This is a genomic window from Hugenholtzia roseola DSM 9546 (assembly GCF_000422585.1).
Classification (GTDB): Bacteria; Bacteroidota; Bacteroidia; order Cytophagales; family Bernardetiaceae; genus Hugenholtzia; species Hugenholtzia roseola.
On the sequence record NZ_KE383880.1, the window covers coordinates 208,044 to 221,837 of the forward strand.

9 protein-coding genes are annotated in these 13,794 nt (G+C 43.9%); 1 reads left to right on the forward strand and 8 read right to left on the reverse strand.

Annotated elements, in window-relative coordinates; all coding sequences use genetic code 11:
* Positions 1–161: 161 nt before the first annotated feature.
* The 7 genes from porM to G500_RS0113295 form a co-directional block, all read right to left on the reverse strand.
* Positions 162–1,781, reverse strand: a complete 1,620-nt coding sequence (gene porM / locus G500_RS0113245) for a type IX secretion system motor protein PorM/GldM (RefSeq protein ID WP_051203582.1) — start codon at positions 1,779–1,781, stop codon at positions 162–164.
* Between the two features lie 72 nt (positions 1,782–1,853).
* On the reverse strand, positions 1,854–2,669 hold the full coding sequence (porL, locus tag G500_RS0113250) for a type IX secretion system motor protein PorL/GldL (RefSeq protein ID WP_027002902.1): 816 nt from the start codon (positions 2,667–2,669) through the stop codon (positions 1,854–1,856).
* Between the two features lie 666 nt (positions 2,670–3,335).
* Positions 3,336–3,608, reverse strand: a complete 273-nt coding sequence (locus tag G500_RS0113265) for a hypothetical protein (protein ID WP_154657156.1) — start codon at positions 3,606–3,608, stop codon at positions 3,336–3,338.
* A 48-nt stretch (positions 3,609–3,656) separates the two neighbouring features.
* Positions 3,657–6,056: an endonuclease MutS2 gene (locus tag G500_RS0113270; protein ID WP_027002905.1), complete on the reverse strand. Its 2,400-nt coding sequence runs from the start codon at positions 6,054–6,056 to the stop codon at positions 3,657–3,659.
* Positions 6,057–6,238: 182 nt separating this feature from the next.
* Positions 6,239–8,215 (reverse strand): alpha-ketoacid dehydrogenase subunit alpha/beta, encoded by a 1,977-nt coding sequence (locus tag G500_RS0113280; protein ID WP_027002906.1) that lies wholly within the window; start codon positions 8,213–8,215, stop codon positions 6,239–6,241.
* Between the two features lie 363 nt (positions 8,216–8,578).
* Complete coding sequence (locus G500_RS23490) at positions 8,579–10,060, reverse strand: OprD family outer membrane porin (protein WP_051203584.1); 1,482 nt, start codon at positions 10,058–10,060, stop codon at positions 8,579–8,581.
* Between the two features lie 48 nt (positions 10,061–10,108).
* The gene (locus G500_RS0113295) at positions 10,109–11,209 is read right to left on the reverse strand and encodes a c-type cytochrome (RefSeq protein ID WP_245574489.1); all 1,101 of its coding nucleotides are present in this window, start codon (positions 11,207–11,209) and stop codon (positions 10,109–10,111) included.
* Positions 11,210–11,313: 104 nt separating this feature from the next.
* Between G500_RS0113295 and G500_RS0113300 the strand changes: the two genes are divergently transcribed.
* The gene (locus G500_RS0113300) at positions 11,314–11,559 is read left to right on the forward strand and encodes a hypothetical protein (RefSeq protein WP_154657157.1); all 246 of its coding nucleotides are present in this window, start codon (positions 11,314–11,316) and stop codon (positions 11,557–11,559) included.
* 3 nt (positions 11,560–11,562) lie between these two features.
* On the opposite strand, the gene G500_RS0113305 is transcribed toward G500_RS0113300, so the two are convergent.
* Complete coding sequence (locus G500_RS0113305) at positions 11,563–13,755, reverse strand: 7TM diverse intracellular signaling domain-containing protein (protein WP_154657158.1); 2,193 nt, start codon at positions 13,753–13,755, stop codon at positions 11,563–11,565.
* Between the last annotated feature and the right edge of the window lie 39 nt (positions 13,756–13,794).

Sequence of the window (13,794 nt, forward strand, 5' to 3'; positions counted from 1 at the left end):
AATTTAGGAAATATCGCGCAAAAATACACTTTCTTGGCTGCTTTTTTTGAAAAAATAATCGCTTTTGAGGGCTTTTTTCAGCACAAAAAAAGAAAAGCCATTTCTTTTCAGAAACGGCTTTCTTTCTTGCCCATAAGGGCAAAATCGATAAGGTTGCGAAATTACATAGAGATTGGATAAGTGAAGATTACATCACCGATACCACCTACGTTTTCAACCTGATTTTGGAAGTTCATGCGCTGTACGCTCTTTACTTCAATAATCATACGGTCGCCGTCTTTTGCAGAAGCTGCCAAAGCTGCTACGCTGCCGCTATCGCCACGAACGGTGATAGGTGCGCCTACAGGACGCTTGCCACGTGCCAAAGTTACGGTAAATTCAGCTACACGATAACGTGCATCTTTTGGTAAGAACTGTGCAAAACTTTGGTCGGCAACTGCTTTCACTGCAATAGTTTGAGGAGGAGGACCGCCAGTTTTCATATTCAACTTTACGACTTCAATGGCAGGCTTAGGCACAAGACGAACATTGAATTTTTTGTCGCCGATTTTGTTACCACCGCTTGATACGCCAATCGTAACCTCTTTGCCGTCAGGTACAATCGTAACCATACCCTTAGAAGCACCTTTGATAACGCTACCACCAGAAGCGGTGAAAGAAGGGTCATAAAGCGCACCTAAAGCAGGAACTTGAATGTTAAGCTCGTTGCCGCACTTCAAATAAAGTGCTTGAACAGAAGCAGACTGTACGTCGATAACAGGCTTTACAACGAAGTATTTTTCATCAACAGTCAAGGTAGTATCAATACCAGCAGCATTTTTGATGGTGATAGAGCCTCTCCAAGACTTTTCAGAAACGCCTTCTTTGTTATAGTCGCCTGCGCTTGCCGTAAATTCAATTTTACCAATACCTGTGGCTTGGTCTACAGAAACACCACCGACACTTGAACTCATGGTAGGCTTTGCAGTAGTAGAAGAAGCAGAAACAAAAAGTTCGGCTTTGTACTTCGTACCTGCGGCTACGTATTTAGATTCTGCCGTAACCTTAGCACCTACTTGGTCAAACTTGAGAACAAAGCCACCAATTTTATTTTGTAGGGCTTTGATAGCGTCTGTTTCCACTTTCGCCACTTGGTTTTCCATTTGGCTTAATACCGCCAAAGAAGCTACCAAAGGTGTATTTTGGAAATTGATGCGCTGCCAATCCATACCATCATATTTGGGATTTGTAGCAAACATAGGGTCTTCCTCTTTCTTTTTAGCAAGGGGAAGGTTATGTTTGATAGCGTTTGCAACTGTGGTATCAATTTTGGCAACTTTTTCGCCAAAAGCGTTCATTTTGGCATCTAAGCCGTAAGCGATACCTGTACCGCCGTCGCCTTCACCCAACATGATACGATTGACGTTGTCATAGCCTTTTGCATCAGCATATTGTGTAGTGTCGTCTTCTAAACGACCACCAGACTCCTTAATCAAAGTTTCACGAATTGTCGCGAACTCTGCTAACATTTCAGAGGTAGCAGCCTGTACTTCTTGGGCTTTCTTAACCCAAATCATATCTTTTGGATTACCATTTTCGCTATTAACGACTTCGTTCATCGACTTAACGGTTAGACCGTTAGTACGACGCGCTACATCGCGAGCTTCGCGCAAACTGGCATCAATAAAATAGAACTTTTCAAGAACCGTATTTTGCACCTGCAAGGCGAGAAGGGCGGTGAGTACGAGATACATCATACCCACCATTCGCTGCCTTGGGGTTTCTTTACCGCCTCCAGCCATATTGGAATTGTGTTTTGAGAGTGAATGTCAAAAATAAAGAGAGAATAAGGAAAGAAAAAACGGGTATGCAACTTAGCCTTTCATAGCGGTAAGCATATTGCCGTAGACCTTGTTCAAAGTAGTAAGGTTTGAAGTAAGCTTGGTCATTTGCTCTTTGAAGAGTTGTGATTCCTTGCTTGCGTCTGCCATGTTTTCCATTGCCGCAGTAAGGTTAGAATAAAACTTATTCATCGCCTTTAAGTGGCTATTGGCATCTTTCAATTCCATTTCATACACTGCATTCAAACCTGCTAAGTTTTTAGTAATGGCTTGAACTTGGGTGTGATATTCCTTTGCTTCTTTTGCAGCATCTGCCATTGCGCCCATAGAGGCTACTGTTTTAGAGTAGGCTTCGTTTAGGCTTGAAAGCGATTGAGAAGCCTGTTTTACGCTACCTGCATATTGGTTTGTGGCAGTAACGGCTTCAGAGATGTCTTTCATGCGTGAGGCAGTGTCGTTTAAAGACTGGATACCTTGTCCGAATTTTTTGAAAGCATCTGCGCTAAGATTCGCTTCTGCCAACATCTTGTCAAGACCTGCTACGGCAGCTACTTCTTTGCCGTCGCTACCTTTGATAGGCTTCTTTGCAGCAGCCGCTTGCTCTGCCAATTCAGGATAAACACGCTCCCACTCATAGTGAGCAGCAGGCGGTTGAGCAGGCTCGAACACACCCATAAGGAAGATAACAGACTCTGTAATCAAACCTACGGTAAGCATCACACCTGCGCCAGGCCAGTGCATAATTTTAAAACACGCACCGAGTACAACGATTGCAGCACCCAAACTTGTCGCTTTGGGAACGATTACGCGATAAAACTTCTGAAGACCAGATTCTTTTTGATGAGCCATTGTTTAGCGTTTTTTTGAATGAGAGATTAAATGAATATAAAAGATTTAAGGTTTCGTTTGTAAGGTCAAATATTAGGATTTTTTTGCATAGATGCAAATTTTTAGGCTAATATTTGTCGAAATAAAATGCGTTTTTAACGTTTGCGCTTTGTTAGTGCCTGAAATTAAGGAGTTTGCGGAATTATTTTTTTTCGAGTTTTGGGCTTTTTTCCTTCGCCTTGTGGGGCGTTTGAAAAAGAGCGCGTTTTGATTCTGCAAAAGAGCCTTTCTTTCCAACTCTAACAATCGAGGGTTAAATTTGCAATAAAGATTTGAAACGTGCAAACCTTTGGGGCTTTTTTTCCAAAAAAACGCTAAAAAATAGACAAAAGGCGGTTCTGCCAAGGTAGAAAGTGCTATTTTTTAGGCTTTTGAGCGAATTTCTTTTGGTTAGATAGGATAGTATTCCTAAAAATAAAAAGCAGGTGCTTTCCAAAAATCCCGATAAGGTAGTGCGGTTTCTTCTTCGTACAAATCGCCTGACGTGCGCCTTTGTATCGCCTTTACCGACGTTGTTGCCACACAAAAGAACCTCTTGTTCCTTTCAAACGGTTTTGATTTTACAAAAATTGGGACTTTTTACCTTTTTTCCTACTCAAAAAATAACAGGTTTCGGTAAAGCCCCTATTAGTCGGGGTCAAAAGTATAAATAAATAGGTAAAAATCAAAAGGGAGAGCGTAAAAAAAAGCGGCAGAGGCAATTTTGCTCGGAAAACAGAAAACTCCCATCAAGTTCCCAATCCCAACCTCGATGGCGTTAAGTTCTGAAAAAAGCGTCGTATTTTTAGATTTGATACGAAATAAAATTTGGTTTAGACCCAATTTTGAGCCTGAAAACGCTTTTTTTACTTTAATTTGAGGTAGGACAAGGTAATGCCTTGTCCCTACACGAACAAACAACTTTTAGAACTTAACACCACTATCCGAAAGAGCAAGGATTTTTATTTTTTAGAGTTCTACTAAGGTAATGCCCGCTCCGCCTCTATCGGCGTGTTCGTCTTTCATGTCGCGAATTTCCTTGTATTGGCGTAGCGTGTCGCGTACTACCTGCCTCAAAACGCCATTTCCTTTGCCATGCAAGATGCGCAGGTGCTTCTGATTGAGCATCAGGGCTTCATCTAAAAAGGCTTCTACTTCAGCTTGGGCTTCTTCGGCACGCTTGCCTCTTAGGTCTAATTCGGGGGAAAAGTGCAGGACGCGCTCGTGCAGATTAGAGCCGATATTGGTTCGGATAGGCGTAGCAGTAGTATTGACGTAGGCTTTTTTATTGACTTTGAGGAGTTTTTTGAGGGCTACCGTCGTTTTGAGAACGCCCACCTGCACAACGGCATCTTTTCCACGTAGCTCGATGACCTCGCCTGCCGAACTCTGCCCCTGCAAGCGCACCCAATCGCCTACGCCGATTTCGCCCTCTATGGTATCGTCTTCTGTTGGCGTTTCGAGGGGTAGCTCTACTTCCTCTTCGCGCAGGGTCTGGTCTTGAAACTGTGCCAATTCTTTTCTCAAAAGTTTGGTGATTTCTTTTTCTGCCTGCCCTTCTTTGATAAGTCTGATGGTTTCTTCTATTTTCTGATTGGCTTGTTTGAGCAATAGCTTGGCTTCTTGCTTGGCTTCGTTGAGCATCTTTTTGCGGTTTGTGTCCAAATCGAGTTTCGCCTTTTCATACTCTTTGACCAATTTTTCGTACAAACGGTGCTTATTTTGGGCTTCCTGATTTTGGTGCATCAAGCGCGAATTTTGCTTTTCCAAACTGCGCAAGAGTTTTTCCATTTCTACCTGCTCATTTCCAACCTTAGAAGCGGCATTTTGCAAGACATCTTTGGGTAAGCCTATTTTTTTGGCAATCTCTAAGGCAAAAGAACTACCCGGTTTGCCCATTTCGAGTTGGAAAAGCGGCTCCATATTTTCCACATCAAAACGCATTGCCCCATTGACAATCGTAGGCAAACGCTCCGCCATAAGTTTGAGATTGGCATAGTGAGTCGTGATGACGGCAAAGACACGCTGCTTTTCTAATTGCTCCAAAATCGCCTCTGCAATGGCTGCCCCGATTTGTGGTTCTGTGCCTGTGCCAAACTCATCTATTAGACACAAAGACGATTTTTTGCCAAAAAAGAGCAACTTTTTCATATTGGTCAGATGCGAAGAATAGGTACTCAAATCGTTTTCCAACGACTGCTCATCACCAATATCTACAAAAATATCTTGGAAAATACCCATGCGCGAGCCTTCCTCCATTGGCACAAGCAAACCGCACTGATACATATATTGCACCAAACCTGTCATCTTCAAAGTAACGGATTTTCCACCTGCATTAGGACCTGAAATAAGCAAGATGCGTTTGTGTCCATCGAGGGTAATGGTGTGTGGCACAACCGCCTTGTTTTGCTTCTGGTAAGATAAAAGTAACAAGGGGTGATAGGCTTTGTGCCATTTGATAAGCGGACGATTTTCGAAATGTGGATTTAAAGCCTGCATCTTGACCGCTAATCGCGCCTTTGCCCGTACAAAATCTATGTGTGCCAAAAAAGAATACGCATGGGTAAGCACGCCCAAATAAGGGCGGATTTCGTTGGTCAGAGCCGTTAGAATCCGAATAATCTCACGCTTTTCCTGATTGGTGAGCTGTTTGATGTCGTTATTGAGGTCTATAATTTCTTCGGGTTCGATAAAAACGGTCTGCCCAGTGGCGGAGGAATCGTGAATAATCCCCTTTACCTGTTTTCTATATTCTGTCTTGACGGGAATGACCATTCGCCCTTCGCGCAGCGTAATTTCTACATCATCTTTGGTATAATCCTGACTTTTTGCATTTTTCAAAATCTGCTCGATGCGCTTTCGCAAAAAGGCTTGTGTGCGGATAATCTCCTGCCTGATTTTCTGTAATTCGGGCGAGGCATTGCTTCTAAGCCTGCCTTGGTCGTCTATCACACGCGCCAGTGCCTCCAAAATTTGATACGGCACTTCCACTTCGGCACACAAAGCACGCAAGCGCGGAAATTCCTCTTGGGGCTGCCGCTTGATAAGGCGCACCGTTTGGTAAAGGGTAGTAAGTGAGTTTTTTAGGTCGGCAAATTCCGCTTCGGTTAGGAAATTGTTTTCTATCGCGGCTTTCTGCAAATATGCCGATACATCGAGGTAGTAGCCTTCGGGCGGATTCTCATTTAAAGTAATCAATTTGACAAACTCTGCCGTTTCCTCTGTACTTTTGGCAATTTCGACATAGTCGGTAGAAAAAGACATTTGAGCGACCAACTCTCTGCCCATTGTGCCTTGACATTCTTCCTTTAAAAGCGTCCTTATTTTATCGAAACCTAACTTGGGTTCTATATTATCGGGGTAAATCATTGTATCGTGCTATGAAGTGGAAAAGAGGTGAAAGGTTTGAAGGTTATAGTTTGAAAGACAAACACAGTTGGGCGCAAATAGGTTCAAAAATCTGACAAAACCCTAACATGAAGCAAGGACAAGGGGCTGCCTTGTCCTTGCTATTTCACAATACCGCCTATGCAACACCCACAGAATCAGCACTAAAACGCCAAGAGTTTTTCTAATTTCGCCTTAAAACGGCTTTCGGGTAGAAAGTTTTTCTCTAATTCAGGGGCAAAAGGCACAGCCGTATCTAAACTTCCCTCACGCATGACAGGCGCGTCGAGGTATTGGAAAAGATTTTCTGCTATCCAAGCCGCAATTTCGCCGCCGATACCGCCCGTAAGGGTATCTTCGTGCAGAATAATTGCCTTGCCTGTCTTCTTGACCGATTCGCTAACTGCCTGCGTATCCCAAGGCAAAAGCGTGCGCAAATCCACAATATCTGCCGAAATGCCTAATTCTTCCACTGCCTTTTTTGCCCAATGCACGCCCATGCCGTAAGTGATGATAGAAACATCTTCGCCTTCGGTTACAAAATTTGCCTTTCCGATTTGTAGGGTATAATAATCGTCATGCACCTCTTCGGAAATGGCGCGGTAGAGTGCCTTGTGTTCGAAAAAGATGATAGGATTTGGGTCTTCAATCGCTGCATTGAGCAACCCTTTGGCATCATAGGGCGAAGAAGGATAGACTACCTTCAAACCGGGCGTATGGAAAAACCACGCTTCATTCGATTGAGAGTGAAAAGGTCCCGCTGCCACGCCTGCACCTGTCGGCATGCGCACCACCACGTCGGCATTTTGTCCCCAGCGGTAGTGGAGTTTTGCCAAATTATTGACAATCTGATTAAAACCACAGGTAACAAAGTCGGCAAACTGCATTTCTACCATCGCCTTCCAGCCTTTGATAGAAAGCCCTAATCCTGCTCCGATAATTGCCGATTCGCAAAGGGGCGTATTGCGGACGCGCTCTCTGCCAAATTTATCTACAAAACCGTCTGTAATTTTGAAAACGCCGCCATACTCGGCAATATCCTGCCCCATCAAAACCAAATTGGGGTAGCGTTCCATGCTCTGTCTTAGGGCTTCGGAAATGGCATCTACAAAACGCTTCTTGCTGGTCTGATTGCTGATAGGCGCAATCAATTCCTGCTCATAAGGGGCGTACATGTCGGCGATTTCTTCCTCGCTGCTCGGCTCTATCTTGGGCTGTGCCAAAGCGCGTTCCAAAGCCTGATAAATTTCCTCTTGCATCTCTTGGCGAATTTGCTCTACCTGCGCTTGGGTCAGGATTCCTTCTGCCAAAAGATAGTTTTCGTAGTTTTCGAGGGGGTCTTTCTTTTTCCACTCCTCGAAAAGCTCTTGGGGAACATATTTTGTACCCGAAGCCTCCTCATGCCCACGCATGCGGAAGGTAAGTGCCTCAAAAAGAATAGGTTGCGGCGTTTCGCGCATCTCTTCGGCTAAGGTGCGGACGGCGTGATAGACCTCCAAAATGTTGTTGCCATCTACCTGCATGGTGCGCATGCCATAGCCAATTCCCTTATCTATAAACTGCTTGCAGGCAAACTGCTCGCGGCTTGGCGTAGAAAGTCCGTATCCATTGTTTTCTACCACAAAAATTACAGGCAGATTCCAAACCGCTGCCACATTCAGAGCCTCATGAAATTCGCCTTCGGAAGTGCCGCCGTCGCCTGTAAAAGCAACCGTAATGCGCGGTCTTTTTTCTAAAATATCAGCTAAGGCAATGCCATTGGCAAGCGAAAGTTGGGGACCTAAATGCGAAATCATACCTACGATATGATGGTCATTTGTACCAAAGTGAAAGGAACGGTCTCTGCCTTTGGTAAAACCCTCTTTTTTGCCCTGAAATTGGGCGAAAAGTTTTTCTAAATGCAAACCACGCGAGGTAAAAAGTCCTAAGTTGCGGTGCAAAGGAAATAGGTACTCATCTCTGCCGATAGCCTCTGCAATGCCGACAGAAATCGCTTCCTGTCCCATTCCCGAAAACCACTTGCTAATTTTACCCTGACGCAAGGCAATCAGCATGCGCTCTTCGATAAGACGCGGTTTGAGAAGGGCTTTATAGAGATGCAGCAAGGTATCATTACTATATTCATAACGATTGAAGACCATGCCGTTGTCAGATTCCGATTGTAGGGCGAGTTCTAAGGGTGTAGGCATATAGGCGTGTGTGAAATTGCGTGTGTAATTGGGTAAAGATGAGGGAAAAGCGAAAAGTAATGCGCCTCTCTTTGGCAGATAGCCCACCAAAAGCAAAATAAAGAGAAGCCCTGCTTTTCCACCACAAAATTGCAAAAAAAAAGGCAACCCACAAAACTTTTGACCCCAAAACCGATGCAATGTAAAACGCAAAGGGGCATAAGGTCGAGTTTTGTGGCAAATCTTGCCTTTTCAGATTTGAAAGCGTTAAACCCTAAGGGTCTTGAAGACCCTTAGGGTTTGAACCTCATAACTATCCCTACAAGGACGAGCGTCTTACCTGCCAAAATGATAGTTTAGCACAAAATTAAAATTGGTCATATTGACTTTATTAAACACAAATCTCAAATCCTGATACGTTTCGCCTGCCCTGCTTTTATGTACGATAAGAAGTTGTGATTCAAGCCCTTGTAAGAATTTGTGGAATTTATAGCGAAGGTCTAAATTAAATTGATGGTAGGAAGGCATGCCGTATTTATTGAGGCGAAAGTTGCGCACATCGGGCAGTTGGTAATAGCCATATCCTACCGAAAAAATAAACTTTTTGTTCCACCAAATCGAGCGATAATTGACCGTAGCCGCCTGCACGTCGCCCAAACCCTCGTTGCGCTCACGCGGCAGGAAGGTATAAAAAGGGTCGCGCCCCCATTCACGCGGCGCAAGAAAGCGTCCGTCTTTGGTGATGCGCGAATAGTTAAAAGTTAGGGTATGATTTTGATATGCCAGACCGATTCTGCCACTAAAAACCTGTGCCTTTTTTTGCCCTTCGTAATAGGCTAATTCAGGGTTTTGATTGCCACCCTGCCCTACTTTGTTTTGCAAATGATATTGAAAGCCAAAAATAGGCGTAGGGCTATTTTTCTTTTTGGGCAAATATTCTACCTGCAAAAGAGCCGTATTGAAGATGTTTTCTACATACTGATTAAAAAGACGCAATTCCAAGCCTTTGAGCGGTCTGTACTGCAAATCGCCATAAAAGATACCCTTCGAGTGCTGATGCTCAAAATAATCGTTGCGCTTGCCGTCGGTGCGCACGCCTTGTGGATACAGCCCTATTGTATGCCCAACGTGTGCAAATTTTACGGTACTGCGCGGCGAAAGTCCCCAAAGATATGCCACTTCGAGTTCTAATTTGAGCTTGACAGGTGCAAATTTAAAAAGCACGCCTTCTTGAATGGTAGGGCGCATGCGTCCGTCTTGGGGGTTGATGTAGGGCGTATTCAAGACCAATCTGCCCACCTGTGCCGAAAAAGATTTGTAGTCGTAGGCTACATAAAGTTCTTCTAAACGGTCTAAATCGGTCTTGTTTTGCGGATTTTCTATGTCAAAAAGCCCAATTTCATAGCGATTAGGCATACCACCTGCCTGTTCTTCACGCGCCTGCATGTCGCTCGAAAAGAGATTGAAAATGAAAAAGCCCCCTGCGCCTACATGAAAGCCATGCCAGTGGCGACTTTTGTAGTGCATACCCGCCCCGATGCCGTTGGCGTAGGAATCGAGCAGGTCGCCCTGATTGAAGGTTGCCATAAAAAAGTTTCTAAATTTTACTTCAAAATGCCCTTTTTTGAGCGCGTTTTGCAGCGTCTTTTCCTCCAAAGTATCGCAATAAGTAGGCTTTTCATAGCTCTGTGCGGCAAAAGGAAAATGAGGGTCAGGCTTTTCTAAGCGGCTCGAATCCTGTTGCGCTTTTGCACTTAGGCTTAGAAAAAGAAAAAAGAGTGGAAAAAAAATGTTTTTGGGGTAAAACAAAGTAGGCATGCCGTTTGGGTCTGATTTGAATTTTTAAATTGATTGAAAGGCTAAATTCTATTTCTTTTGCTGCTGCAATTCTTTTTGTGCCTTGATAATTTCCTGATATGCACCATATTTGTGCTGCGCTTCGGAAAAATTATCTGCATAAGGGGCAAAGGGTGCGTCAAAAGGTTTGAAAGCCAAGTTGGGAAAATCATTAGGCGTTTCTTTGTGAGGGTGTGGCTGCGAATTGACAAAGGCGGCTACGTCCCAAGCCTCTTCGTCGGTGAGGATAGGATTTTGATAGCTCACGCCCAGCGGCATATTGAACTTGACATATTTGGCAAAATTGGAAAGGCGATAAAGCCCTGCGGCATCATTGTAGCTATTTTTGCCCCAAAGCGGCGGGAAGGCGTATTCCACACCGTCGGGATTAAGCAAGCCTTCGCCATTGGCTTGATGACAACTTTGACATTTAGCCACATAAATTTCCTTTCCTTTGATGGGGTCGGCAGGGCGGTCGAGAAGGGCAATCTCCTTCAAACCCGCACCTTTTGCCTCCTTGCCCTTTTCTACATTCGAACCCAAAAAAAGTAAATAGGCTTTAATCGCCTGCATCTCTTTGCTTTCCTCTGCCAAAGGTTTGCCATTCAAACTGCGCTCAAAACAGTCATTGACACGCTTTTCTATCGTTTCTTCGCTATTGCTTCGCTCTCTAAATTTGGGATACAAAGCTGCCACAGAGCTGTAATTGTTGCCAAAAATTTTCGTACCTGCGTCTAAATGGCAATTTTGGCAATTCATGCCATTGCTGATTTGCAAAACCGAACCTTTGGGACCTAAATACTTTGCCGTATGCACAATCAAATCGCGCCCATATTCTATTTGGGCTTTCAAATCGGGAGCGGCAGTGCTTAATTCTGGTGCTTGCCAAAAGCCCCCTTGTGTGGAAGCATGAGCGGCAGCATTTGCCGCCACAGTAGGGTTTGTTTGGGCGTAGGTTGTAAAAGTCTTGTTTAAATCGCTTGTAAAGTAGTATAAAATGGGCAAGGCAGCCAAAAAAACAACCAATGCCACCGTACCTGCAAGCAAGAGCGGCACTACCGCCACTACCATTTTCTTGACTTCTAAATCGTGTTCGAGGTCATCTTTGGGTGAAAAAGAAGGGGTTTCCATTTTTTTTGTTGGGTCTAATTTGGGTTTTGAAAAAGCATACATCAAACTTGACAACCACAAAATTAGACCGCACCCTTCAAGATTTTAGGAACAAATGTTACGCAATGGCAACGAAACTTGTCATTTGTGGGGACACAAACAACGGCAGGCGAACAAATGTTACGCAATGGCAACGAAACTTGTCGTTTGCAGGGACACAAACAACGGCAGCTTGTCATTTGTGGGGACACAAACAACGGCAGGCGAAGTTTCAACTTAACGTCCTATTCAAACCTGCGAAGCGGGAACTTCGCGCTACATCAGAGGACAAAGGCAATACCTTGTCCCTACTGATGGATATAAAAAAATAAATTTTACAAAACAAACTGCATCTTTCCTTTCATACCAAAACCCAAGACGGTAATGTCGTCTATTTGTTTATAGTTACCTTGCCACTCTTTGAGTGTTTGGAAAATCATTTGTTTTTGTGCCTCGAAGGTTTGGGGGTGCGATTCTACCAATAACTTTTTGAAGTTTTGCGACATAAACTTGCGCCCTTCCTCGCCGCCAATTTGGTCTTGATAGCCGTCGGAATAGAGATAGAATCGGGTCGGCAGGTCGATGTCTAAAAAGTGAGTGGTGAAACTGCGCTCCTCCTCGTCTTTGAAAAGTTTGCCTCCGATAGGTCTTTTGTCGCCTTTGATGATTTGCATTTCGCCACGCTGAAAATAGACCAAAGGCTGTTTTGCCCCTGCAAAATGTAGGCACTGTTTGGCAAAATCAATGACACAAACGCCTACCTCCATGCCGTCTTTTACATTCGGATTTTCGTCTTGTTTCAAAAGTGTATAAACACTATTGTGTAGTTCCTGCAAAATTTCGGCAGGGTCGGTGAGTTGATTTTCTAAGACTAACTGCGTCAATACGTTTTCGCCTATCATGGTGAGCATCGCACCCGAAACGCCATGCCCTGTGCAATCGCCTACGGCAAGGTAGGTGAGTCCGTTTTGCGTGATTGTCCAATAAAAATCGCCCGAAACGATGTCTTTGGGTTCGAAAAGGACAAAAGCCTGCCCTCCAAAACGCTCGATAATTGCCTTTTCGGTAGGCATGATGGCGGTCTGAATCCTTTTGGCGTATCTGATGCTATCCTGAATGTGGGTGTTGATGGTTTCGAGTTCGTAGTTTTGTTTTTGTACCACCTGCAACGCCTGATTGAGTTCGGTAGTGCGTTCTTCTACTTTTTGTTCTAAAATTTCGTTTTGCTCTTGTATAATTTTTCTGTTTTCTTCTAAAAGCGCAATAGATTCTGTTTGTGCCTTATTTCTTTTGGCTCGCTCGATGTTGATTTTATCTGCCAAACCCAGCGAAAGGGCTAAGGCTTCAAATACTGCCCCGATTTGGAAAGAATATTCCGTAATGGCATTTTCATCGACAATTCCTGCCTGTTTGAGGGCTGCCATAATGACCCCTACCAAAAGCAGACTCCACGCCAAGACATAAAAACGCGCCGAGCGCAATTTTTTCCATAGCGAAATCACACCCAAAAGAAGCGCGAATACGGCAAAACTAAAAGCGACAATCCCCGTAGTGCGTGCGGAAAGCAAAAAAACTTCCGCATCAAGCCAAATGCTACTCACCACAAAGGCGAAATTGATGGAAATAAGCACCCCCAAAAGCCAACTTATTTTATAGACAAGGGGAAAAAGCGTTTTGGTTTTCAGAAAATTTACCGCAAAGGCAAGCCCGAACAGCGTCGTTATCGAAACCAAACTATTAGAGGCAATTTTGGCAATCGTAGGAATGTTGGGCGTGATGTATTGGAAAAAAAGCCCATTGAAAGTAAAAATGGAAAGCCCTAAGAAGAACATATAAAAAACATAGAGCAGATAGGAAACCTCGCGAATGGACACATAGAGAAAGGCATTGTAGAGGGTCAGACCAAATAATATTCCGCAGATAAGGAGAAAAAAAGCATCACTCTTTTGTGTTACGCTTAAAAAAAGATTTTCCGACATCACGCGCATCGGAAATTGCTTTGAGGTAGAGCCTGCAAAAAAGAGGTATAAAGTCGTGATTTTGTCTTTTTTTAGGTGCAAAGGCACTACAAAGTTGCGATACGGAATCGGACGCTGCTCGAAGGGAAAAAGGCTGCCCGTTTTGTGCATCTTGATAAGCGAATCGTCCATAAATTCATAGACGAACATGGTATCGGTATTGGATTTGGTCATGTTTAGAAACCAAATTTGCTCGTCGTCGGTGGTGCTAATTTCACAGCGAAGCCAAAAATTGGCGTTAGAATAGCCAAAATTGGGAATATTCTGATTGCTTTTTACAAATTTTTGTGGCTCTTTTTCATACAAATTCAAAACCTCTTGCAGCGAAAACATACGTGAGCTATCAGCAAAAACTTCAAAATTTTTGCCTACGATATACATCTTGTTGGGATTGGTAAGTTTTAGGAGGGCATCTTGCGCCCCAACTTTTCCGAAGAAGAAACCTATCGCCGCCAAGTTTATCAAAAATAAATAGAAACTTTTTTGTGTAGCCTTCCGATTTTGTATCATAATTCTTGGGGTAAATCTGGAAACGATAACACGCCCAGA

Bases quoted from the DNA above. Each gene is read 5' to 3' on its own strand.
- G500_RS23490 (WP_051203584.1), bottom strand. From the start codon at position 10,060: ATGCCTACTTTGTTTTACCCCAAAAACATTTTTTTTCCACTCTTTTTT.
- porM (WP_051203582.1), bottom strand. From the start codon at position 1,781: ATGGCTGGAGGCGGTAAAGAAACCCCAAGGCAGCGAATGGTGGGTATG.
- G500_RS0113295 (WP_245574489.1), bottom strand. From the start codon at position 11,209: ATGGAAACCCCTTCTTTTTCACCCAAAGATGACCTCGAACACGATTTA.
- G500_RS0113300 (WP_154657157.1), top strand. From the start codon at position 11,314: ATGGCAACGAAACTTGTCATTTGTGGGGACACAAACAACGGCAGGCGA.
- G500_RS0113305 (WP_154657158.1), bottom strand. From the start codon at position 13,755: ATGATACAAAATCGGAAGGCTACACAAAAAAGTTTCTATTTATTTTTG.
- G500_RS0113280 (WP_027002906.1), bottom strand. From the start codon at position 8,215: ATGGTCTTCAATCGTTATGAATATAGTAATGATACCTTGCTGCATCTC.
- G500_RS0113270 (WP_027002905.1), bottom strand. From the start codon at position 6,056: ATGATTTACCCCGATAATATAGAACCCAAGTTAGGTTTCGATAAAATA.
- porL (WP_027002902.1), bottom strand. From the start codon at position 2,669: ATGGCTCATCAAAAAGAATCTGGTCTTCAGAAGTTTTATCGCGTAATC.